Annotated in this window: 19 protein-coding genes; 7 read left to right on the forward strand and 12 right to left on the reverse strand. The window is 69.5% G+C overall.

Annotated elements, in window-relative coordinates; all coding sequences use genetic code 11:
- The first annotated feature begins 130 nt into the window (after positions 1 to 130).
- Entirely contained in the window at positions 131 to 1,144 is a 1,014-nt protein-coding gene (locus FMQ63_RS09075; RefSeq protein WP_011557144.1) for an ABC transporter ATP-binding protein, read from the forward strand.
- Between the two features lie 6 nt (positions 1,145 to 1,150).
- Here the strand turns inward: FMQ63_RS09075 and FMQ63_RS09080 are convergent, their stop codons facing one another.
- Positions 1,151 to 1,348, reverse strand: a complete 198-nt coding sequence (locus tag FMQ63_RS09080; RefSeq protein ID WP_020478046.1) for a hypothetical protein — start codon at positions 1,346 to 1,348, stop codon at positions 1,151 to 1,153.
- 273 nt (positions 1,349 to 1,621) lie between these two features.
- Here FMQ63_RS09080 and FMQ63_RS09085 point away from each other — a divergent pair, with 273 nt between their 5' ends.
- The 4 genes from FMQ63_RS09085 to FMQ63_RS09100 all read left to right on the forward strand — a co-directional run bounded on the left by FMQ63_RS09085 (position 1,622) and on the right by FMQ63_RS09100 (position 5,319).
- The gene (locus FMQ63_RS09085; protein ID WP_020478047.1) at positions 1,622 to 1,927 is read left to right on the forward strand and encodes a hypothetical protein; all 306 of its coding nucleotides are present in this window, start codon (positions 1,622 to 1,624) and stop codon (positions 1,925 to 1,927) included.
- A 178-nt stretch (positions 1,928 to 2,105) separates the two neighbouring features.
- Positions 2,106 to 3,296 (forward strand): kelch repeat-containing protein, encoded by a 1,191-nt coding sequence (locus FMQ63_RS09090; protein WP_011557141.1) that lies wholly within the window; start codon positions 2,106 to 2,108, stop codon positions 3,294 to 3,296.
- A gap of 122 nt (positions 3,297 to 3,418) precedes the next feature.
- Positions 3,419 to 3,793 carry a hypothetical protein gene (locus FMQ63_RS09095; protein WP_011557140.1) on the forward strand — a complete coding sequence of 125 codons (375 nt, stop codon included), beginning with the start codon at positions 3,419 to 3,421 and terminating at the stop codon, positions 3,791 to 3,793.
- Positions 3,794 to 3,912: 119 nt separating this feature from the next.
- Positions 3,913 to 5,319 (forward strand): M24 family metallopeptidase, encoded by a 1,407-nt coding sequence (locus FMQ63_RS09100; protein ID WP_011557139.1) that lies wholly within the window; start codon positions 3,913 to 3,915, stop codon positions 5,317 to 5,319.
- 54 nt (positions 5,320 to 5,373) lie between these two features.
- Here FMQ63_RS09100 and FMQ63_RS09105 read toward each other — a convergent pair whose 3' ends face one another.
- The 7 genes from FMQ63_RS09105 to FMQ63_RS09135 form a co-directional block, all read right to left on the reverse strand.
- Complete coding sequence (locus tag FMQ63_RS09105; protein ID WP_228556392.1) at positions 5,374 to 7,215, reverse strand: Ig-like domain-containing protein; 1,842 nt, start codon at positions 7,213 to 7,215, stop codon at positions 5,374 to 5,376.
- A gap of 405 nt (positions 7,216 to 7,620) precedes the next feature.
- Positions 7,621 to 9,429, reverse strand: coding sequence for an Ig-like domain-containing protein (locus FMQ63_RS09110; RefSeq protein WP_225909635.1), 1,809 nt, complete (start codon positions 9,427 to 9,429; stop codon positions 7,621 to 7,623).
- A gap of 64 nt (positions 9,430 to 9,493) precedes the next feature.
- Entirely contained in the window at positions 9,494 to 11,026 is a 1,533-nt protein-coding gene (locus FMQ63_RS09115; RefSeq protein ID WP_011557135.1) for a caspase family protein, read from the reverse strand.
- A complete protein-coding gene (locus FMQ63_RS09120; protein WP_011557134.1) occupies positions 11,023 to 11,787 on the reverse strand; it encodes a hypothetical protein in 765 nt (254 codons plus the stop codon). Before FMQ63_RS09120 ends, FMQ63_RS09115 begins: the two co-directional genes overlap by 4 nt.
- Positions 11,784 to 12,314, reverse strand: coding sequence for an RNA polymerase sigma factor (locus FMQ63_RS09125; RefSeq protein WP_011557133.1), 531 nt, complete (start codon positions 12,312 to 12,314; stop codon positions 11,784 to 11,786). Before FMQ63_RS09125 ends, FMQ63_RS09120 begins: the two co-directional genes overlap by 4 nt.
- A 69-nt stretch (positions 12,315 to 12,383) precedes the next feature.
- Positions 12,384 to 13,547, reverse strand: a complete 1,164-nt coding sequence (locus tag FMQ63_RS09130; RefSeq protein ID WP_011557132.1) for a cytochrome-c peroxidase — start codon at positions 13,545 to 13,547, stop codon at positions 12,384 to 12,386.
- A gap of 172 nt (positions 13,548 to 13,719) precedes the next feature.
- Positions 13,720 to 14,130 carry a hypothetical protein gene (locus FMQ63_RS09135; RefSeq protein WP_171410180.1) on the reverse strand — a complete coding sequence of 137 codons (411 nt, stop codon included), beginning with the start codon at positions 14,128 to 14,130 and terminating at the stop codon, positions 13,720 to 13,722.
- A 424-nt stretch (positions 14,131 to 14,554) separates the two neighbouring features.
- Between FMQ63_RS09135 and FMQ63_RS09140 the strand changes: the two genes are divergently transcribed.
- Positions 14,555 to 15,013, forward strand: coding sequence for a DUF2267 domain-containing protein (locus FMQ63_RS09140; protein ID WP_011557130.1), 459 nt, complete (start codon positions 14,555 to 14,557; stop codon positions 15,011 to 15,013).
- Between the two features lie 59 nt (positions 15,014 to 15,072).
- On the opposite strand, the gene FMQ63_RS09145 is transcribed toward FMQ63_RS09140, so the two are convergent.
- The gene (locus FMQ63_RS09145) at positions 15,073 to 15,750 is read right to left on the reverse strand and encodes a hypothetical protein (RefSeq protein ID WP_216608448.1); all 678 of its coding nucleotides are present in this window, start codon (positions 15,748 to 15,750) and stop codon (positions 15,073 to 15,075) included.
- A 110-nt stretch (positions 15,751 to 15,860) separates the two neighbouring features.
- The gene (locus tag FMQ63_RS09150) at positions 15,861 to 17,594 is read right to left on the reverse strand and encodes a S8 family serine peptidase (RefSeq protein ID WP_043612654.1); all 1,734 of its coding nucleotides are present in this window, start codon (positions 17,592 to 17,594) and stop codon (positions 15,861 to 15,863) included.
- 349 nt (positions 17,595 to 17,943) lie between these two features.
- Between FMQ63_RS09150 and FMQ63_RS09155 the strand changes: the two genes are divergently transcribed.
- Positions 17,944 to 20,289 carry a protein kinase gene (locus FMQ63_RS09155; protein WP_011557127.1) on the forward strand — a complete coding sequence of 782 codons (2,346 nt, stop codon included), beginning with the start codon at positions 17,944 to 17,946 and terminating at the stop codon, positions 20,287 to 20,289.
- A 31-nt stretch (positions 20,290 to 20,320) separates the two neighbouring features.
- Here FMQ63_RS09155 and FMQ63_RS09160 read toward each other — a convergent pair whose 3' ends face one another.
- Together FMQ63_RS09160 and FMQ63_RS37835 are read right to left on the reverse strand one after the other, a co-directional pair.
- Positions 20,321 to 20,992: a hypothetical protein gene (locus tag FMQ63_RS09160; RefSeq protein WP_026114103.1), complete on the reverse strand. Its 672-nt coding sequence runs from the start codon at positions 20,990 to 20,992 to the stop codon at positions 20,321 to 20,323.
- Positions 20,993 to 21,043: 51 nt separating this feature from the next.
- Positions 21,044 to 21,276: hypothetical protein (locus tag FMQ63_RS37835; RefSeq protein ID WP_228556393.1), on the reverse strand; the 233-nt coding region annotated here is incomplete at its 5' end.

Consider the following 21,276-nt stretch of genomic DNA (forward strand, 5'->3'; position numbering starts at 1 on the left):
GTCAGAGGCGGGGCGGCCCCTCGCCACGGGGCTTGCCCTGGGAGCGGAGGGCGCGATGCTTCGAGGTCCGTGGGTGAGACGGAATGACACATGGGGCGTCCAGAGGCCGGGCGCCTGGGAGGCAAGGCGTTTGGCGACGGTGTCCCTGGAGGACGTGCGCAAGGTGTACCGGGGCGGCGTGGCCGCGGTGAAGGGCGTGAGCCTGGACATCGCGGACGGCGAGTTCATCTCGCTGGTGGGTCCGTCGGGCTGCGGCAAGTCCACGACGCTGAACCTCATCGCCGGGCTGGAGGAGATGTCGGGCGGCACGCTTCGCATCGATGGCGCGGTGGTGAACGACATGTCACCGCGGGAGCGGGACATCGCCATGGTGTTCCAGAGCTACGCGCTCTACCCGCACCTGGACGTGGCACGGAACCTCGCCTTCCCGCTGAAGGTGGCGGGGGTGGCGAAGGCGGACATCGACGCGCGCGTGCGCGAGGTGGCGTCGCTGCTGGGGCTGGAGGGCCTGCTGTCGCGCAAGCCGAAGGAGCTTTCGGGAGGCCAGCGGCAGCGCGTGGCATTGGGGCGTGCCCTGGTCCGCCGTCCCAAGGTGTTTCTCTTCGACGAGCCGCTGTCCAACCTGGACGCGGCGTTGCGCACGCAGATGCGGGGGGAAATCAAGAAGCTGCACGAGCAGCTCAAGGCCACCTTCGTCTACGTCACCCACGACCAGGCGGAGGCGATGACGCTGTCGGACCGCGTGGTGGTGATGAACCAGGGCGAGGTGCAGCAGGTGGCCCCGCCGCGCGAGCTGTACGACGCGCCGGCGAACCTGTTCGTGGCGGGCTTCTTCGGCGCGCCACGCATCAACCTGGTGAAGCCCCGGACGCTGGGGCTGCCGGACGCGGACGTGGTGTTGGGGCTTCGTCCCGAGCACCTGGAGGTGGGGCAGGGCACGCCGCCACCGGAGGCGCTGGAGGGCCACGTGTACCTGGTGGAGTCCATGGGGGCGGAGAGCTGGGTGACGGTGGACGTGGCCGGGGAGCGCATGGTGGCGCGCGCCGCCGGGGACTTCCGTGTGCCAACGGGCGCTCCGGTGTGGCTGCGGTATGACGCGGCGAAGCTGCGGCGCTTCGACGCGAAGTCGGGCCGAGCCCTGTAGCGGGCCTCAGGCGTAGACCTGTTCTCCCTCCAGGCTCATGTCGAGCCGGCGGTTGAGTTGGTCCAGCCGCTCATATCGCTCGCGCAGCAGGTCGCGATGGGCGTGCGGGTCCGCATGGGCCATCTCTTCCAAGAGCGCGCGCAGCGCTGTGTCCAGCGCTTGCTTCACGTCGCGCGCCTCCACGGCGGACAGTTCCAGCAACATGGTGCACCTCCTGCCTGGAACGTTAGGCACGCACCCGCCCATGTGGCCTCGATGCCTGCCCGGAGTACGCCAGGGCTGGCGGCCTGGCGCCTCGCGTTCTCCTGGCAGGACATGCGGTTCGGCGGCCCCTGCGTTCGCGTGGTGGTGGAGCGGCGGGCCGTCGTCGCGAGCGCTCCACCGTGTGCGCCATTGCAGGTGCGTCCCGTCATGCCCGCTCGCACTGTTGTCTGGGAGTCCCGGACGGGCCGGGCACCCGAGCGCGAGGAGGCCGGAATGATTCGGACAGACGACGTACACGAAGGCATGACCGTGCGGACGGCGACAGGCCATGTCATCGGGCGCGTGGCGGGCATCGGGGACACGCACTTCGAACTGGAGCAGGGGCTGGTGCCCATTCCCCGGCGCGACTACCTGGTGGAGTTCTCCGACGTGGACTTCATCCGTGGCCACGACGTCTACCTGGTCAACGCGGACCATCCGCTCCTCGCGCTGGAGGTGGATGACGACGGCGGCGCGCTCCCGCCTCGCCATTCCGAGGGACTGGAGCGCGAGCCCGTGAATGTCGACGTGGAGTCTTGAGCCGCGAGAAAACGAGTGACGCAAGGCGTTGCACGCTCGCTCCGGCCCGCTCTGGACAGGTTGTCGGACAGGCCTCAAGTGCCGGGTAAGCGTCGGGAATCACTCAGGTTGGACCGCCCTGGAATGTCAGACGGTCAGTCTAGACATGACTGCTTCGACGGGCATTCCAGGTGGGGTCATGCAACGGTTTTCGGCATCATGTGTCACGGTCATCCTCTTCGCTGTCTCGTTCGCTTGCAGCGCGGGTCCGCGCGCGGAGGACGGGGGAAACGGGGCGGCGGAGCAGGGCCTGTTCTTGTCCACACCCCGCAAGCTCCTGCCCTTCGTGGTGATGGAGAGCGGGCGTGTGCTGGCCTCGGGCGGGCATGACGGGAGCCGAACGCTGGGCAGCTGCGAGGTGTTCGAGCCGGAGACGGGCCGGTGGCGTGAGACGGGGGCCCTGCGCACGCGCCGGCGCAACCACGCCGCGGTGCGGCTGACGGACGGCCGAGTGCTGGTGATGGGCGGCTCCAACGGCCTGGCGATGGGCGCGCTTGCGGACGCGGAGGTGTATGCGCCGGACACCGGGACGTGGACGGAGGTGCGCCCCATGGGCGTGGCGCGCAATGACCCGGCCGCGGTGCTGCTTGCGGATGGGCGCGTGCTGGTGGCGGGTGGGACGGATGTGGACCAGCGGCCGTTGCGCTCGGCGGAGTTGTTCGATCCTGCGACGGGGATGTGGAGCGCCGCGTCGCCTCCGGGCTTCTCACGGGGTGGGGCCCAGACGGCGGTGGTGCTGGCCAACGGCAAGGCCCTGTTCGTGAGTGGCCTGCAGGCGGAGTTGTATGACCCGGTGACGGGGCTCTGGGAGAAGGCGGGACTCACCGGTGGGGCGGCGGGCACGCACCGGCTGGCGCACTCGGTGACGTTGCTGCCGGATGGGCGCGTGTTGGTGGTGGGGGGAACCACGGCACGCGCGGCGGCCACGGCGGAGGTGTATTCGCCGGAGACGGGGGTGTGGACGCTGGTGGGAGCGCCCAAGGTGCCTCGTGAGCATCATGCGACGGTGGTGCTGCCGGATGGCGCGGTGCTGATGATGGGCGGCGAGCACTACACGACGGGGGCGCTCGCGTCGGTGGAGCGCTTCGACTTGAAGACGGAGACGTGGTCTTCCGCGCCCGCGCTGGACGAGCCGCGCGAGAAGCTGGGCGCCCTGGCGCTGGGAGATGGCGCGGTGCTGGTGATGGGCGGTGGCAACGAGGCGGCGGGCATGCTGTCCGAGAGCGAGCGCTATGTCCCGGATGCCTGTGTCGTGGCGCCGTGTGCTGCGCGAGAGTTGGGTGGGGCCGAGGCGGTGATGGAGCTCTCCGTGGCCGGGCAGGTCGAGTGACGCGCGTCTCGCGGGCCTCGCTGTGTGTGGGTGAGCGCGGCGAGGCTCGAGGTCGCTGGGGGGCGAACGGGCAGGCAGGCGTTGAGGGTGACTCCAGCGCTAACGCCGGGTGAGATGGGGGCATGAACCCGTGGAAGGCGTCGCTGGTGGTGTGCGTGTGGCTCGTGGCGTGTGGTGGCTCGGAGGCACCGCAGCGCTCCTACGCTGGCTGGTCGGAGCGCGTGGCGGCATCCGCGTGCGCGTATGAGGAACAGTGCGGAACCCTGACGGTGTCACGCGAGCAGTGCGAGGCGGACCGCATCGCGGCCTACGCGGCGGTGGAGCCGGACCTGTCGCGAACCGAAAGTGGCGCGAAGGCGGGCTGCGTGCAGTGCATGCGCGCGCGCATCGATGAACTCGACGCGGCCACCGCGAGCGGCTGCCAGCAATCCATCGACGAAGCCCGCTTGCTCGCTGTGTGCGGCGTGGATGGCGCGGCCTGTGCGGGCGTGCCCTGACTCCGGCGATTTCACGGCTGCTCCCTGCGTTCCGGCGTCGCGGGCCTCTCGGGGCGTGAGCCGCTGACGGCGTGCGGACTCCGCGCGCCGCGCGCCGGTGCGTGACAGACTGCGCGGCCATGCGCACTCGGACCCTGTTGCTTGCCCCGTTGCTGCTCTCCACTTCCTGCGCCACCGTCTCTCCGAAGGCACAGGCACCGGACGCCACCACCGCCGAGGCGAAGTCCCCGGCACCCGAGCGTCCCTTCGGCACCCTGCGTGAGCAGGCGAAGCGCCAGCAGGCGTGGCTGGCCGAGCGCGTGGAGAAGGCCCTGCCCCAGCTCATGCGCCAGTACGGCGTGGACATGTGGGTCATCCCCATGCGCGAGTACAACGAGGACCCCGTCTTCAAGGCGCTCGTGTCGCCCACGTCGTTCGCCGCGCGCCGCCGGACCATCTACGTGTTCTTCGACCGTGGCCCCGAGCAGGGCGTGGAGCGGCTTGCGCTGGGCGGTGGTTCGCAGGGAGGCCTCTACACGCCGCGCCGCGCGCAGCGGCAGGTGGACGGAGGCGGTGTGAGCCGCGAGGCCGAGCTGTGGGGCCCCGAGCAGTGGCAGGTGCTCAAGCAGGTGGTGGAGGAACGGCAGCCCAAGCGCATCGCCCTCAACGTGTCGCGCACCTTCGCGTTCGCGGACGGCCTCAGCCATGGTGAGTACGAGGGCATGTCGGAGGCGCTCGGGCCGGACTGGGTGAAGCGCTTCACGTCGGTGGACGGGCTGGCGGTGGACTTCATCGCCTGGCGCAGCGCGGACGAGGCCCGCTTCTACGAGGAGCAGACGAAGCTCGCGTGGAACATCATCGAGACGGCCTTCTCCAATCAGGTCATTACCCCGGGCGTCACCACCACCCGTGACGTGGAGTGGTGGATGCGGCAGCGCCTGGCGGACCTGGGGCTGGAGACGTGGTTCCAGCCGTCGGTGGACCTCCAGCGACAGGGCGTCACGGAGAAGGAGCTGGGCGAGGACCCGATCATCCAACGCGGCGACGTGCTGCACTGCGACTACGGCGTCACCGCACTGGGCCTCAACACCGACACCCAGCACATGGGCTACGTGCTGCGCGAGGGGGAGACGGACGTCCCCGCAGGGCTGAAGGCCGCGCTGAAGACGTCCAACCGGCTGCAGGACATCGTCTTCGAGGAGCTGCGTCCCGGTCGCACGGGCAACGACATCCTCCGCACCTCCCGCGAGCGGATGCGCGCCGAGGGCATCGACGGCACCGTGTACTCGCATCCCATCGGCCTGCACGGCCACGGCGCCGGCCCCATGGTGGGGCTGTGGGACCGGCAGGAGGGCGTGCCCGGCAATGGAGACCACAAGGTGATTGCGAACCAGTGGTACTCCATCGAACTCCAGGCCACGTCAGTGGTGCCGGAGTGGAACGGCCAGCAGGTGCGCTCGGCACAGGAAGAGGACATCACCATCGACGCCGAGGGCCGCGTGCACTGGGCCTGGAAGCGCCAGACGGACTTCCACCTGGTGCGCTGAGCACGAGGCCCGTGAGGCATGGCGAGCGGCACCATGAAGGCGCCGCTCGCGGCCTCACTGCGGGCGCATGACGGTGTTGCCCAACAAGGCCCAAGGGTTCCCGTCCTCGTCGAGCTGGAACCCAGACAACCCAAACCCGATGAATTGCTTGGGTTCCCAACCCGTGGCACGGAGCCTGCGAATGTAGCTCCTGCCCGCGTAGCTGTTCGTACCCCGCTCGCTCCACGCCAACCAGGGCTCGAGGTCTCGGCCGACGACGAGATGGAGCGGTGAGTAGTTCGGCTCGTGGCTGGGGCCGATGAATTCGGGCGAGGTCCAGGTCGGCTGTGAATCGGCCAGCGATGCGGATGAGAAAAGCATGGCCTCGGTGTGCATAATGGTGCCGTTCCAGGGGTCAATAGAGGTGCCATGCTCAGTCCAGGCCATGAGCACGCGATGGTCTTGCTGAAGCGCGAGAGTGAGGTTGTCCACGGATGAGGGCGCCATGAAGGGGATGGGCGCGCCCACGGGAACCCAACTTCCGTTCTCGAATACCTTGACGTGGATGTAACCAGCGGGTGGCCCGAGGTCGATGGCTGCCTCCTGCCAGCTCGCGACCACTCGCGTGTCATCCGCTGCGATGGTCACTCGCCGTGCAAGGTCCCTCGGCACCGGGTTCTCACTGAGGGGCGTACCGAGCGATTGCCACTCTGTGCCTGTCCATCGGAGGACGCGAACCTCGGTTTCGTTTGGGTTGGTACTCTGGCCCACTGTGATGACAGGTCTGCCCTGTGGTGCCACCGTCAGCTTGACCCAGTCGTACTTGGAGGGAGTGTCGATCGGGACTGGGAAGTGTTCCCAGCCTGTCCCGGTGAAGCTGGCGACATGGATCTGCTCCAACCCGGTGCCGGCATCCCTCTCGCGCCACTCGGCGACAATCTCGCCGTCCCGTGCTCCGAACTGGAACGCAACGAGGTTCGAGGCGCCCTCGATGACCGTATGAAATGAGGGGAGCCGTTGCCAGGCATGGCCGTCCCACCGCGCCAGGGCGGGCACTTGGGTGTTGGTCCTGTAATCAAATTGAAGGAATCCGACGACGGGCATTGTTCCGGCAATGCCACGCTCAAGCAGGAAGATTGTTGGTAGGGGGAAGACGTCGTCCAAGAGCAGGGGTGCCGTGACGGCGGCAAAGGGCCCGTAGTCTGCGTAGTGCCGGAAGGCGAAGTCTGGAAGGCCAGGGTCGAGTGAGTTGCCGGCCAGGTCGGTCAGGCTCCGCCGGAGGAGTGTCGCAGCCAGCGTGACGGGAGGCTGGAGTGGTGATGTCGGCACCAGCTCGAGAACCGTTCCATTCTCCTTGAGGACCGCTTGATGTTCGACCGGGAGTGGGCGGCCGTAGGTCGTGTTGAGCAGTTCGGTCGCCTCGGACGGAAGCGAATCCGGCAGCAGTGGCTCCGAGAAGACGAACGCTATCGGTGACGACACGGACGGATAGTAGTGGCTGGGGCGCCTGGCGACGATGGTGGGCGGGGTGCGGTCCACCGTGACGGATACTTCTTCGCCGTCGAAGCTCCGCTTGCCGGCCATGGCGCGCACGACGAAGGCGAAGCGGCCTTCTGCGTGTGCGGCGCAGTCGACAACATATCGGTAGGGCGCCTCCAGCGTCGTGGTGGTCTCGCCGTTCGTGAGGAGTTCCACACGCTCTGGCGTGCCGCCTTCGACGGAGGCTGAGAGAGCCCACAGCCCCTCCCGACAGAACGCGGGGCCCTCCGTCTGCAAGGTGACGCGCAGCTCGTGGGGCCGCTCCTGGGGTCGATTCGGAGGCGTCGGCTCGGACCGGAAGGAGCCGTAAGCGGCGGTGCCCAGTGTCGCAAAGAGCAGCGAGGCGGCCCATCGGGCGCGGGTACTTCGGGGGTTCATGAGGAGCCTTTCGGGGGACACGCCAAACCGTTGCATCGGGACTCGGCGCGTGCAGCCTGGTCCGAGTCCGTGCTTGGCGACAATGCCAGGCACGGTGGTTGTCCCGGTGCGCAGAGACCCGTTGAAGCGGCCGTCCCTGACCACGCCGCCGCGCTTCTCCGGACAGACGCCCTGTGATGGCGCGTGTCCTTCGTGACCCGGTCGACGAACGTCCTCCTCCGGGCCTCCCTCCAGACGCCTGTCGTCAGTGGACGGGCTCGGAGGCAGGCCAGTTCCTCCGCGCCCCGGGCGCATCTGCCTCACCCAGCCGTCAGTGGTGCGACGCTCCCGTCATTGACTGGAGCCGCGTCACCGCCTTCGTTGTAGAGGTTGATGACCTCCTCCAGCGCGGCGTTGCTCGCCGTCTTACTGTGGGCGAACCACGGCGCCGCCCGACAAGGCCCAGGGGAATGCGTTCCCATCAAGCAGGAACCCTGACAACGTCTCTCCTGAAATGATTTGCTTGGGCTCCCAGCCGGTGGCGCGGCGCTTGCGGTAGTAGCTCTTGGTGTCAGAAGCCGGCGTGTGCTCGCTCCAGGTCAACCAGGGCTCGTTGTCGTGATCGACGACCAGCCTGAGCGAGTCATGGGTGCTGACTCTGCTCAAGACCTCGACTTGTTCGATAGGGGCCCACTCGGCTCGCCAGGAGTCCAGGGCCGCGGACGTGAGCCGGAGGGTGCTGACGTTTGCATTGGTGTGACGCTCGCTCCAGGCGATGACGACGCGGTCGTAGTCTTGAAGCGCGAGCTCGACTCGCTCCATGAGTGTGCCTTCCGTGATGGGGAGGGGCTCGCCCACGGGAGACCAGCTTCCGTTCTCAAAGACGCGGACGTGGAGGTTGAGGGTGTCGCCGCTGACGGATCGCTCTACCCAGCTCACGACCACCTTCGAGTCAACGACGATGGCTGCGTGCTGCGAAGAGCTGAATCGCTCCGGGTTCTCGCCGAGCGCGTCTCCTAAGGCCAACCACTCCGTGCCTGTCCAACGGATGACGCGCAACTCGGTCTCGAGAAAGTCGATGAGCCGCTCCACTGCGAGGACGGGCCTTCCAAACTCGCCCAACGTCATCTTGACCTGGGTGGAGTCGGATTCAACGGCGTGGGGCATCCCCACGCGTTCCCAGTCCGTCCCGACGTAGCGCACCACATGGATATGGTCGAACCCGGTTTCTTCATCCCGCTCGAGCCAGGTCGCGACGATGGATTCGCCGTGCGCGGCAACCTGAAGATTCTGGGCGGGCCGAGTCCGTTCAGTCGCCGCTCGGAGCGGAGGGAGTTGCTGCCATGTATGGCCATCCCACCGCGCGACGGATGGCTCGTCCGATTCCGGTGAGTAAAGATTGGCAAAGCCGACGACGGGCATCGTCCTGGGAAAGACACCTCCGAGTGCGAGGGACACGGGATAGTAGGTGTTGAGCGGGCCCTCATGCTCGGTGACGCGGCTGAACGGCCAGTAGGTGGCGCTGTGGGTGCGGGTGTAGACCGACAGGTTCGGTTCGAGCAGGTTTCCAGCCCGGTCGGTCAGTGTTCGCTGGAGCAGCTCCGCATGGAGCGTGACGGGCGGGCGGAGCGGCGACGACGGCACCAACTCAAGGACCGTTCCGTCCTCACTGAGGACCGCTTGATGGGGGACGGAGAATCCGTTCTGGTCGCGCAGTTGGGTGGGCGTGGCTTGAATCGAGCCTGGGAGCAGCGGCTCCGAGAAGACGAACGCCAGTGGAGCGCTCACTGACGGGTGGCTGAGGAGCGGGCGACGGGAGACGATGGTGGGCGCCGTGCGGTCCACCACCACGGAGGCCTCTTCCGCCTCGAAGTTCTGTTCCTCGCCCACGGCACTCGCCAGGAACGAGAAGCGGCCCTCGGCGTGCGTGGCGCAGTCGATGACGTGCCGGTACGGCGCCTCCAGTGTCATGGGCGCCTGCTCGTTCGTGAGGAGCTCCACGCGCTCTGGCGTGCCGCCTTCCACGGTGACGGAGAGCGTCCACTGTCCTTCCCGGCAGAATTCGGGCCCTTCGGTCCGCACCGTGACGCGCAGCTCGGGAGGCGGTTCCTCTTCGCCAATGGGCGGAGGCTGGCCAGGTTTGGGCTCTGACTTCAGGGGGTCACAAGCGGCGGTTCCCAGGGCCAGGTAGAGCAACGGGAGCGCCCAGCGGACGCGAGTACTACGGGGGGGCATGAGAAACCTCTCGGAGGATTTTCGCGAGTCATGCCTTGGACACGCGAAGCCTCTGAGTTGGGACTCAGCGCATGAAGCCGATTCCGAGACTGCCCCCAAGCGACAGCGCGGACGCGGTGCCCGCCTCCTCACGCACCCAAGTGTGTCCCGCGTTCACGAGCAGCGACATCCCGAAGGCTCCGTACACGGGGAGCCACGCACCTCCCACTGCGCCCACGGTGGGCTGCAGGGCGAGCGCCTTCTCCCCATTGCTGGGCTGCCACTGCTGGGACAGGGTGGCGCCGACCTCCACCGCGCCGTGAAGCCGCAGGTTCCGCCAGACGCGTGCGTCATGTCCCACGCCCAGCCGCAGTGTGTGGTCGTTCTGCCGGAGGTTGCCGGAAGGGTGCCGCCCATGCCGCACGTCCACCCCAGCGGTCAGCAGGTTCGCCCAGGGCGCGGTCCATTGGTAGTGGAGCGCGGCGGTGCCACCCACCATGGCGCCGAAGGATGGGACGAGCGGCTTGCCGATGCTGGGCCCCACATGCACCCGCCACGCCGGAGACGCCTCGCCCTTGAGCGCGTTCACCTCCAACTGCTGAGGGCGGAGCTGGGCCCGTGTGAGCTGGGCGCGCCCGGCGTCGGGCACCTGCACGCGCGCCGTCATCGCGGAGTGTTCGCCGCGGGTGGTGACGATGTAGCCGCCCGCCGGGAGTGCGAGCGTGGCCGCGCCCGCGCCCTTGCGCAGGTTGCCCAGGAAGGGCTCTCCCGCCAGCGTGAACACAGTCCAATCTCCGGGCTCGTCGATGGCGAGCGTCAACAGCGACGTGGCCAGGGCGGGGGAGGAGAGGACCAGGTCTCCCTTTCCCTGGAGGTCGAAGTGGAAGCTGGGGTGCTGCGCGCCCGCGCGGGACATCAGCGAGGACTCCACCGTCCGCGCGTAGGAGTAAGTATAGGCCTCCGCGAGCGTGACGCGACCATCCCCGGAGACGTCCGCTGCTCCTCGCAGCGCCGCGACCAGGTGGTGCGTGAAGACGGAGCCTCCGAGCGCGTCCGACTCCTGCGCGGCTTCATCCGCAGCGGAGGCGGTGATGATGACCCGTCCCGCCAGCTCCGGCCGCTCCACGCTGACCAGGACGCTGGGGATGGGCTTCAGCCCCTTGAGTCGCACCGCCTCACCGGACTGACACGAGTCCACCACGAGGAGCGCGACGCTCACCGGCGCGCGCTCGATGAAGCGCACCAGCTCGTGCAGGGGCAGGTTCGTGCCGGACAGGTGCAGCTCGCCCGCGTCCGCGTGGCTGGAGACGTAGACGAAGAGCTGGTCGCCCTTCCGTGCCTGCGTCTGGAGGTGGCGCTCGAAGCGGGCCACCGCCTGGCGCACCGTGTCCGCGTCATGGCCCAGGACGAGCACTGCGTCGTCCCGCCGCACGCCGCCCACCTCGTACAACACGTCCATCACATTGTGCGCGTCGCGCTCCGCGTAACGCAGCACCGCGTCCGCGCTGGAGCCTCGGTTGTTGCCCACCGCCAGGGCGAACCGGCGCGGATTTCCATCCGCGTCCGTCGCCGTGGGTTGTGCCGCCACCACCGCCGCCAGGAGCAGTGCGAGCGTCATGGACGGGCCTCGACCTGGAGCGACACGGCCGCATGCGCCACGCCCGGCGGGGTGCTGGCGAGCGACAGACAGGCCGCGGGCATCGGCGCGGCGCGGCACTCCGGACGCAGCGTGCTCAACCAGTCCCGAACCGTGTCGAGCCGCAGCGGTGTCTCCGAATACAGCGCGTGCACCACGAAATCCCCCTGGGTGACCTGGAACAACGGGGCGGGCTGCGCGGTGGCCAACTCGCCGCTCTGCAGGCCCGCTTGTGGCCAGAGTGCCTCCACCAGTTTCTCGCTGTCCATGACGACGACCAGCGCATAGCGCTGGCCTCCGCTCCTGAGTCGGAGCGCAACTTCGTCGCCCTCCTGGAGCAGGGGATTCACCGCGCCGTCCTTCAGCCGGAGCAGCTCCACGTGGGGAGGTCCCTTCACCCGCATGCCCAGGAGGGGAGGCGGCGTCTCGGGGCCGGCGGGCGTGGTCTCGGGGACCTCCGTCATCGAGCCTCGGACGACCACCACCGTCGCCAGCGTGGCCAGGATGGGGACGAGCATCCACCGGGCGAACCACGGCGTGGCGCGCTCCTGAGGGAGGGCCGCCGCCTCGGACAGGACGTGGGCCCGGACGCGGGAGAAGTGCGCCCGGGGCCGAATCTCCTCCGCGTGCGTCCGCAGCTGCTCCAGCCGCGCACGGCAGGTGGTGCAGTGCGTCAGGTGTGGCGGCTGCGCGCCGCCCGCGACCACCTCGTCCAAGACGAGGTCCGACAGGTGTTCACTCATCCGGCACCTCTTCGAATCCCCTCGGGCTCACCCAGCGCGCGGGCCAGGGCGCTGATGCGCTGGACGTCGCGGACAATGGTCTTCCGGGAGAGCCCCAGGACCTGGGCAATCTCCTCCTGGGACATCCCGTCCAGGTAGTGCAGCGTCGCCACCGTGAGGGCCCGCTCGTCCAGCTCGCGCGCCAGCTTCATCAGGAAGTCGCGGCACTCGGTGGCGGCGAGCGCGTCCACAGCGCCTTCGCTTCCGGCATCCTCCGGGGCGACATCCCGCAGGGCCCGGGTGCGGAGCATGTTGAGGCAGACGTTGGTCGTCACCCGGTAGATGAACGTCATCGGCCGGGCCTCCCGCCGGAAGGCGGCGGCGGATTGGAGGACGCGGATGCAGGACTCCTGCACCGCGTCCCAGGCGTCCGCCTCCCGCTGAAGCAAGGCGAAGGCCCTCCGGTACATGCCAGGGGCATACCGGTCGTACAGGTCCTGGAGCTCCTTGGGGCTCAACCCGGGTGGCATCTTCGCCACCTTGGACACGGGCCCTGGGAAAACTGGGACATTTCCCGTGCGAAAATCGTCCCGTGCCTCAGGGCGCCTCCGCCGCCGTCAGGGGGGCGTCGCCCCCGTCATGGACTGAAGCAGCGTCACCAGCGCACGCTTCTCCTCGTTCGTCAGCTCCAGCGGCACCATGGTCACCGTCTTCTGACCCACGAAGCTGCCGGCCGCATCGCCGCCCTCGTTGTAGAAGTCGATGACCTCCTCCAGCGTGGCCTGGGCGCCGGTGTGCATGTACGGCGCCGTCAGGGCCACGTTGCGCAGCGACGGCGTGCGGAACGCGCCTTCCAGCGTCGCCGGGTCCGCCTGGGTGCGCATCGTCTGGAGCCGCGTCGCGATGGTGCCGGTGGGCGCGTCACTGTGGCGGCTGGCGGCGTTGAACTCCCAGTCCAGCAGCGGCGTCAGCGCGCTCCACTGCCCGCCCGCGCCCGAGCTGCTGTCCTGCACGCCGATGTTGTGGAACAGGTCGTCGGTGAGCGCCGGTCCCTTGTGGCAGACGATGCACTGGCCCTTGCGCAGGAACGTCTTCAGCCCCAGGTACGCCGGGTCCGCCTCCGCCTGGCCGGCCTCGGCCGCCGTGATGAAGCGTCGCACGTCCGTGTCGAAGGGCGCGTCGATGCGCACGAGCGTCCGCTGGTAGGCCGCCATCACCTTGCCCACGTTGGCCAGCAGCGCCGAGTCCGTCTCGTCCGCGGGCGCCTTGCCGAAGAGGGCCTGGTACTCCGTGGTGTACGACTCCACCGAGGTGAGCCGGGCGCGCACCACCTGCGCGTCCGCGTTCATCTCCACCGGGTTGAGCAGCGGCAGGATGGCCTGGTTCCAGAGCCGGTCCGCCCGTCCGTCCCACATGAACCAGCGGTTGTAGGCCACGTTCAGCAGGGTGGGCGGGTTGCGCTCGGACAGGTGTCCGTCGCAGCCCTTGGCCTTGGCGGTGGGCACCGTCAGGCCCTCGCCGCCATGGCAGCTCGCGCAGGACACCGTGCCGCAGCGTGACAGGCCGCTGTCGTGGAACAGCACGTCGCCCAGCGCCTCGGCGCGAGCGAGCCCGTCCATCCGGTTGGTGCTGTCCTTCGGCGGCTGCCGCCCCAGGCTGTGGAGGCTGCGGAGCTGGTCCAGCTCGTCGAGGTTGGGGAACGGCTCTTCGGATTCACACGCCATGCCCGACCCGCCCAGGGCCAGGGCGAGCGTCACGGCGCGTAAGCGGTACGGATTCATCACCAACTCGTCTTTCTGCGAAGGACCCGGGAAGCTTCGCGTCCCCTTCGACGCGAATCAATCCACAAGGGCCTCTTGCCCGCCGGACGAGTTCGTGCTGATGGCGTGACGCCGCTACGCCCGCCCCATGGGGAGGGCTGGACGGGCGGCGTCACGGGCGTGCTTCAGAACCTCAGGCGCCGCAGCTCAGGGCGAAATCGCGCGTGGCCGTGCCGTAGTCGCTCACCTTCACCGTGGAAGGCTCCGGGGTGATGGTCGGCGTGGCGCCCGTCTCGCACTTCAGGCCGCCGCCCGCCGCGAGCCCGACCTGGAGGTCGGTGTTGCTGGGCACGCCCGACACCGTGAAGGAGCAGCGGTTGCCGCGGCTCGGCTTCACCATCGTCCGGCCCAGCCCGTTGGTGGGCGCGTCCGGCGAGGCCACGATGACCTGGAGCTGCCCGCAAGCGTCATCGGCACGCAGCCCGCTCTCCGGCAGGCGGATGACGCCGGCGATGGTGGCGTTGCCCTCACGGCCACCGCCACCGCCCGTGGTGGCGCAACCGGACGCGGCAAGGACCAGGGCGGCTACGGCAATGCGATACATGAAATCCTCAATTCTTGGTGGTTGAGATGGCGGCAAGGTCGCCGTGCAAGCGGTCTACGATGCGCGACCAAGACAATTGCGATGGGAATTCATTCCAGCCACCCCTCGCATTCTTCTCGGGGCCGGGATTTGAACAGTTCCCTAGGAGTTCCGGGCAGTTTTGAACGCCATGTATTTCCGGCGGAGCACGCCGCGTCGCGCTCCATCAGATGGAATCATCGGTCGAATCAAACACAAACGCTTGACGCGTTTGGCTGTCACCTCGGTCCCAAAGACGGACACGGAAATCCCGATTCCGGGCATGTCTGGTCTTGGCGCGCGGCGGTTCTCCCCACGTAACGGGCGGCCCTGCCACCGCCGCGCGGTCTGCTGTCAGCGCTCCCGCGCACCCCCACGGTGAAGGGCAGGGAGAGGAGACGACACCATGTCGATACAAAAGCAGGAGCGCACGCCTTCGTGGACGGGACTGGGCGTGGGGACGGACCGCAAATCGTTTCTGGACGCAATATCCTCCCAGATTCCGGATTACGAGGCGGACAAGGCCGCCGAGGCGGTGTTCTGTGCGTTGTCGGAGCGCCTGTCCGGTTCGTGGGTGGCGCACCTGCGCGAGCAGCTCTCGCCGGACGTGCGCGAGCTGTTACGCGGTTGTCACAGGCACCGCGGCGAGGCGCCCGCGAAGCTGGACCGCGACGACTTCTACTTGATGGTGGCCAACCACCTGAACGCCGAACCGGAGAACGTTCGGCTGGTGCTCCACGGAGTCTTCTCCGCGCTCCATGCCCAAATCACCGAAGGGGAGGCGAAGAAGTTGGAGCAGCAGCTCCCCGCCTGGCTCCAGGGGACGTGGGCCGCCGCGCGGATGCATGTCGACCGGCCCTACTGAGGCCGTGCAAGGGGCGGGGCACCGGGGGGAGAGGGCCCCGGCCGCTTCCACCGCCGCCGTCAGTAGGTTCCGCCCAGCGAGAGCATCGCCGAGTAGCGGCCGTCCAGCGCACCGGGAGCCCGGCCGCCCGGGGCGAAGTCCTGGTCGAACAGGAAGTTGTAGTTCACCCGGGCGTCGGCGGTGATGAGGTTGCCCATCTGGTAGCGCAGGCCCGCGCCGGCGGGCACGTAGCCGCTGGTGTCATCGGAGAAGCCGCGGATGGCGCCCCGGGCGTCGTTGCGGACGTTGTAGCGGTCCAGGCCGATGCCCGTCAGGACGTAGGGCTGGAGCCGGGTGTCGGTGAAGCTGCCCACGACGACGGCCTGGCCGGCGTTGCGGACGATGTCCGGTCCGCCCTCGCCGTCGTCGAGCAGCCCCATGCGGCTGTCGATGTCGCTCAGGCCGCCGCTGTAGCCCAGCTCGACGGCGAAGAAGGCGTGCGGCCGGTAGCCCACTGCGGCGCCATAGGAGAAGCCCGGCGTAACCTCCGGGGCGAGCTGACCGGTGTAGCCCTCCAGGCCGCCGCCCAACTGGGCATAGATGCCGGTGTCGGCCCGCTTCCGCCCGCTGGCGTTGAACTCCACCGTCTCCGCGGACCGCATGCGCGGCTCCGCGATGGGGCGGTCCTCCGCCTGGGCCAGCGCGGCGCCGCCCCAGAGCGCCGCCGCGCACAGCGCGCCACGTACGAGTGCCTTCATGACGGACTCCTTGGTTCGCGTCTGAAAGGCAACGTGGCCCGCGCGGGAGGGCCTGGCAATCAGGCCCACGCGGGCCGTGGGGCACCTGGTGCGGCTGTCCTTCCCACCCCTCAGGGTAGCTGGGTGAGGACCTCCAGCGCGCCTCGGGCCTGCACCAGCCCATGGCCAAAGTCCTCGTCATGGCCGGAAGGCCCCAGGTCCTTCGCCGAGGACAACAGGGCGTGTTTGACCTGGTCCGGCGTGGCGGAGGGGCGGGCGCTGAAGAGCAGCGCGGCCACGCCGCTCACGTAGGGCGCGGCCATGGAGGTGCCGGACATATAGGTGTAGTCCGCCGGGCTCATGCTGATGCGGGCCAGCTCTCCCAGCATCCGGTGCAGCACGGTGCCCCCCGCCTGGGTGATGGTGACGGCGGGCACCCACTGCCCTCGCCGAGGCATGGCGAGGATGTCCACGCCGCCCTCCCAGCTCGAGTTACCGAAGATGACGGCGCGCGCGCCCTGCTTCATCACGTTGACCATGGCCATGTCGGTGGGCACCTCGCCGTGCCGCACGTACGCGACGAAGCCGCTGCACGTGCTGCCCTTGCACGAGTCCAGCGTCGCGCCGCCCCCGCAATCCACCAGCTTGCCCCACTTGTTCTCGATGGGGGCATAGAGCAGTGAGCGCGACAGCGGCCGGGTGTCCCGTACGTCCACCGTGGAGAACGCGCCCTGTCCGCGCGGGAAGGTGGACAGCACGTCCACGCCCGGGGCCACCAGGGCCAGTTGGCTTCCGCCGGAGGAGAAGGTGGCCCGCTGGTCCAGGGAATCCACCGCGCCCACCGCCAGCACGTGCGGGTCCGACGCGGGGTAGTCCACCCGCTGGGCGTTGCTGTTACCCGACGCGGCCACCACCAGGATGCCCTGAGCGTGGGCCGCCGCGAAGACCTCGAGCGTCGTTTTGGAGGGCACGCCGCCGCCCAGCGACAGGGAGATGACCTTGGCGCCCTGCTCCGCGCAGTACTCCACCGCCGCCAGGACGAAGCTCATGTGCGTGCGGCCGTGGATGTCCAGCACCCGGGCGATGATCAGCTCCACGCCCGGTGCCACGCCCATCACCCCGGTGTCCGACAACTGGGGCGAGCCGCGCCCGCCGTGGCCTGGCCGCGCCGCGATGATGCCCGCCACGTGCGTGCCGTGGCCGGTGCCCCAGCCGTTGTCGCTGCTGAAGTCGGAGGGGTCGTCATCGTTCTCCAGCAGGTCGCGGCCGGCGACCACCGCGTCGCGCAGCTCCGGGTGCTCCAAATCCAAGCCGCTGTCGATGACACACAGCCGCACGCCCGCGCCCGTGGGCCGGTCCGGGTCCGGCAGTCCGTCCCCATCCACGTCCCACACCTCGTGCGCCTGGACCTTGCGCAGCCCGGGGGTGAACTCGCGCGGCGTGGCGCCTCGCGCCACCGAGGCCAGGACGGGATGAATCGGCGCGGTGGCGGGGGCCAGGGCGTGCCACTCCTGGTCCTCCTCGATGCTCTCCACTGTCGGGTCTTCGGCCAGGAGCGCTCGCTGTTCCTGGAGCGACATGCGCGCCGCCACCGCGGGCGTGGAGCGGAAGGTGGCTGTCACCTGTCCACCCACCTGATGCACGCGGGCGGTGGCCATCACCCCCTGATTCCGATAGCGGATGATGACCCGCTGCCGGCCGTCGTCATCCGTCAGGGGGGCCCGGACGTGCCGTGTCTCCACGGGTTCGGACAGGGAGCCCGCGATGATGTTCGGGCAGACCTGGCTCTGGGCTCCCTTGTCTGAGGCGTCGTCCGGCCCACATGCCGCAAGTGCCAACAGCCCCATGAGTCCCCACCGCTTCATGAGCCGCTCCTTCTCGAACGGCACCCGGCGGAGACACCGGGCGCGCATCCCCCAGGGAGCGCACTTCGCGAAAGCGTGGCAATGGACTGGGGGGCGCCCCCCTGCCTGAGGTGCGGCGGTGCACACCGCATGTGTCGAGCGGCGGATGGGGACCCCAAATCAGGGTTGCCTTCACGCACGCACCCGGCACTCGCCGCGCTCCTGAACACCCACCCCGCCCGACGGGTACGGGGCGGGTGCACTGTCGGAGGGCGAGTTTCCGTCCAAGGCCCTGGCGGTATCAGAGGGAAGGAAGTTGCCCGCTGCTTGATTCCGTCCGCTTTCGGGTGCTTCGCTGCCTCCAGACGCCATGAGTACCGTCCCTACAGAGTCCTCCCGCTTCCTTGGGCGCTATGAGCTCGTCCACCCCCTGGGCCAGGGGGGCATGGGGGAGGTGTACCTGGCGAAAATCAGCGGCGCGGCCGGCTTTGAGAAGCCGTGCATCGTGAAGACGATTCTGCCGGCGCTGCTGAAGGACCGTCAGTTCCTGGACCGGTTCCACCACGAGGCCAAGGTGCTGGTGCACCTGGTGCACTCGTCCATTGCCCAGGTCTACGACATGGGTGAGGCGGACGGCACGTACTTCATGGCGTTGGAGTACGTGGCCGGCGTGGACCTGGCCTACCTGTTGGAGCAGGCGCGCTCGCAGGGCGTGGCGGTGCCGGTGCCGGTGGCGTTGTTCCTCGGTCAGCGCATCGCGGAGGGTCTGGGCTACGCGCACCGCAAGACGGGGCCGGACGGCTCGCCGCTGGGCATCGTCCACCGCGACGTGTCCCCGCACAACGTCATGGTGTCCTACGAGGGCGAGGTGAAGGTCATCGACTTCGGCCTCGCCAAGTCCGCGGCGCGCAGCAAGTACACGCTGCCGTCCACGGTGATGGGAAAGCTGGGGTACATGTCCCCCGAGCAGGTGCGCGCCGAGCCCCTGGACCACCGCAGCGACATCTATTCGTGTGGCGTCGTGGTGTGGGAGATGCTGGCCGGCCGCTCGCTCATCCCCCACGGGACGGTGGGCGAGATGATGGCGGCCATGTCGCAGCCGGTGGTGCCGTCGCTGAGCGAGTTGCGGCCGGACGTGGACGCCGCGCTGGACGCCGTCGTGCGCCGCGCGCTGACGGCCCGCCCGGACGACCGCTACATGCGTTCGGACGAGCTGGCGCGCGCGCTCAACACGGAGTTGGTGCGCTCAGGGACCGCGATGGGCGCCGAGGAGGTGGGTCACTTCGTGCGCGCGCTGTGCCCGGAGGCGTTCGACGCCCAGCGCAAGCTCATCTCCAAGGTGACTTCGTCCTCCAACCACCGCCGCACCCCCGCGCCGGGTTATGGCACCGGGCCGCAGCAGGCCGTGGGCTTCGAGCCCACGCTGATGCGCGGCCCGGCGGCACAGCCCGGGTTTGGCTCGGGAGGCGTGGCCCGTCCCGGCGCCATCTATGCGGACGGCGATGACCTGGGCACCGGGAGCACCACGGTGCGGCCGCCTTCCGACTCGCCCTCCGGCGTCGGGGTGGCTTCGGGGAGCGAGCCCGCCGCGTCCCAGTCCGTCGTCGCGCCCACCGTCGTGTCCGCGGCGACGCTGGAGGAACGGGCGTCCCGGAAGCGGCCGGTGGGGCTCTATGCCGCCATCGCCGTGTTGCTGGTGATTGCCACCTCCGCCGTCACCGCGCTCTTCGTCCAGTCGTCGGGCGTGGCGCCGGTGGCCACCGGGCCCGTGGCCGGCGCTTCAGGGCAGAGCGCGCCGCCCCCGGCTTCGGACGAGGGGATGGAGACGCCCGTCGCCGCCGCGCGGCAGGGGGCGACCGCGGAAGCAGCGCCCGTGTCCGACGCGGGCACGGGCGCTGACGCCGGTGCGGCGGTGGTGGCCGCGGGCGGGCCGGGTGCCGCCGAGGATGCATCCGCGCCGTCCTCGGTGCGCGCCGAGAACGACAAGTCGGAGCCCGAGCGGGCTCGGACGCCACGCCCCGCGTCGGTGAAGACGTCCGCGAAGAAGCCGGCGGTCCCCGTCGAGCCCGCCGTCGTCTATGCCACGCCGGCGAAGGTGCTCCCGATTCAGAGCGCGAACGGGCGCTACTATGTCGACCGGAGCATCATCGGGCGGGGCTTCCTCCCGGGTGTGGAGATGGACGTGCTGGGGCCGTTGAAGAACGGCAAGCGCGAGGTGCTGGGGCGGGCTCGGGTGGTGCGGCCGGGACGCGGCGTCGTGATGCGGCCCACGCGGGCGTTCATCGAACTGGATGACCGTGCCCTGGCGGCTTCGGGGGACCTCTTCGTGGCGGCGCCTGGACGGGATGACGCCCCCGCCGACGCGTCGGCGACCGAGGAGTCCCAGGCGCAGGCCGCCGAGCCCGACAAGGGTGAGGAGGTGGAGACCGTCGTGGCCGCGGCCCCCGCGAAGCGCACGCTGCGCGGCCACGCGAGCGTGCAGGGCGGGGTGGGCGGCTTCCTGGACCCGGGTGTGGAGGTCCAGAACCGCGAGTCCATCGACTGGACGGACTGCTACGTGGTGAAGGACATCCGCAAAGCGGCGTGGCTGGGCGTCGTGAAGGCCGGGGAGCGGAAGACGGCCAGCCGTTTCCGCCACAACCCGAACTTCGACGTGGGCTCCGGCTACCTGGGCGTCATCTGCAAGGAAGGCGAGCTGCGGGTGAAGGCGCGCTGAGGCGCTCCGCGCCGTGACGGACGCGGAAGGCTCAGGGCCCCAGCCGCGCGCCGGCGACGGGGCAGTCGGCGACGAGCGCCTTCACCTCGGCGTCCCCACCCCGGGCATTGCGCACCGCGCGGTCCAGGGACGTGCGGCACTGCCACGTCACCTCGCGCGTGCCGTGGCAGCAGTGCCAGCCCGTCAGCGTGCGGCCCAGGTACTGGAGCATCTCCGCCTTGGTGGGGGTGACGAGCAGCCACACCGCGCCCGCCAGCACCGCCAGCCAGGGCAACTGGAGCGCCACGCCCTTGAGGCGAGGGCCCGCGCCGGGAGCAACGGGCTCCGCGTGGAGCCCGAGCAGCGTGTCCAGGGGGCGGCGCATCAGCACCCCGTTCAGCAGCAGGTCCAGCGGCGTGGTGAAGGCGCGGGCCAGGCCGCGGAGCAACCCGGGCGTGTGCTCCGCGTGCACCAGCTTCACCCCGGCCACCTGTCGCCAGAAGGTCCGGCCCGTCAACCCGCCCACGGCGGACGCGGTGAGCCACGCCAGGGCCATGGCCAGGGGCATCGATAGCGGGGTGCGGTCCTGCTCCAGCGCGCGTAACGCACCCCAGCCCACGAGGACGGACGTCCCCAGGTCCAGCACATCCGCCACCCACAGGTGCCATTGGTACCGCGCCTGCGTGGTCACCTGGTCCGTCGCAAACAACGACCCGTTGCTCATCCACCCTCTTTTCGGCGCGCGGAGCATAGACCGGACGGGAGGACGTGCGCCTCATGGCTCCGCTGGGTTCGACCAGGGGACACCCCGGGTGTCGCATTCCCGCAGTGGCGCGGTGGGGGCGTGGCTCGCATCTTCACCACTGCGCGACGCGTCGGAGGCCTCCGCCACCACCGGGGCCTCCTCGCCGGGCGCGCAATGGCCAAGGCCATGGCGGAGCCGGGGGTGCGGTTCCCGGCTCCACAGGTGGTGGCGGCGCGGCGGCAGCGGCGGGGGGAAGTCGGTGG

The organism is Myxococcus sp. CA005, from assembly GCF_006518205.1.
Taxonomy (GTDB): Bacteria; Myxococcota; Myxococcia; order Myxococcales; family Myxococcaceae; genus Myxococcus; species Myxococcus xanthus.

Excerpts from the sequence above, each read along its gene's own strand:
- FMQ63_RS09080 (WP_020478046.1), bottom strand. The coding sequence starts at position 1,348 with ATGTTGCTGGAACTGTCCGCCGTGGAGGCGCGCGACGTGAAGCAAGCG.
- FMQ63_RS09085 (WP_020478047.1), top strand. The coding sequence starts at position 1,622 with ATGATTCGGACAGACGACGTACACGAAGGCATGACCGTGCGGACGGCG.
- FMQ63_RS09090 (WP_011557141.1), top strand. The coding sequence starts at position 2,106 with ATGCAACGGTTTTCGGCATCATGTGTCACGGTCATCCTCTTCGCTGTC.
- FMQ63_RS09095 (WP_011557140.1), top strand. The coding sequence starts at position 3,419 with ATGAACCCGTGGAAGGCGTCGCTGGTGGTGTGCGTGTGGCTCGTGGCG.
- FMQ63_RS09100 (WP_011557139.1), top strand. The coding sequence starts at position 3,913 with ATGCGCACTCGGACCCTGTTGCTTGCCCCGTTGCTGCTCTCCACTTCC.
- FMQ63_RS09105 (WP_228556392.1), bottom strand. The coding sequence starts at position 7,215 with ATGAACCCCCGAAGTACCCGCGCCCGATGGGCCGCCTCGCTGCTCTTT.
- FMQ63_RS09110 (WP_225909635.1), bottom strand. The coding sequence starts at position 9,429 with ATGCCCCCCCGTAGTACTCGCGTCCGCTGGGCGCTCCCGTTGCTCTAC.
- FMQ63_RS09115 (WP_011557135.1), bottom strand. The coding sequence starts at position 11,026 with ATGACGCTCGCACTGCTCCTGGCGGCGGTGGTGGCGGCACAACCCACG.
- FMQ63_RS09120 (WP_011557134.1), bottom strand. The coding sequence starts at position 11,787 with ATGAGTGAACACCTGTCGGACCTCGTCTTGGACGAGGTGGTCGCGGGC.
- FMQ63_RS09130 (WP_011557132.1), bottom strand. The coding sequence starts at position 13,547 with ATGAATCCGTACCGCTTACGCGCCGTGACGCTCGCCCTGGCCCTGGGC.
- FMQ63_RS09135 (WP_171410180.1), bottom strand. The coding sequence starts at position 14,130 with ATGTATCGCATTGCCGTAGCCGCCCTGGTCCTTGCCGCGTCCGGTTGC.
- FMQ63_RS09140 (WP_011557130.1), top strand. The coding sequence starts at position 14,555 with ATGTCGATACAAAAGCAGGAGCGCACGCCTTCGTGGACGGGACTGGGC.
- FMQ63_RS09145 (WP_216608448.1), bottom strand. The coding sequence starts at position 15,750 with ATGAAGGCACTCGTACGTGGCGCGCTGTGCGCGGCGGCGCTCTGGGGC.
- FMQ63_RS09150 (WP_043612654.1), bottom strand. The coding sequence starts at position 17,594 with ATGAAGCGGTGGGGACTCATGGGGCTGTTGGCACTTGCGGCATGTGGG.
- FMQ63_RS09155 (WP_011557127.1), top strand. The coding sequence starts at position 17,944 with ATGAGTACCGTCCCTACAGAGTCCTCCCGCTTCCTTGGGCGCTATGAG.
- FMQ63_RS09160 (WP_026114103.1), bottom strand. The coding sequence starts at position 20,992 with ATGAGCAACGGGTCGTTGTTTGCGACGGACCAGGTGACCACGCAGGCG.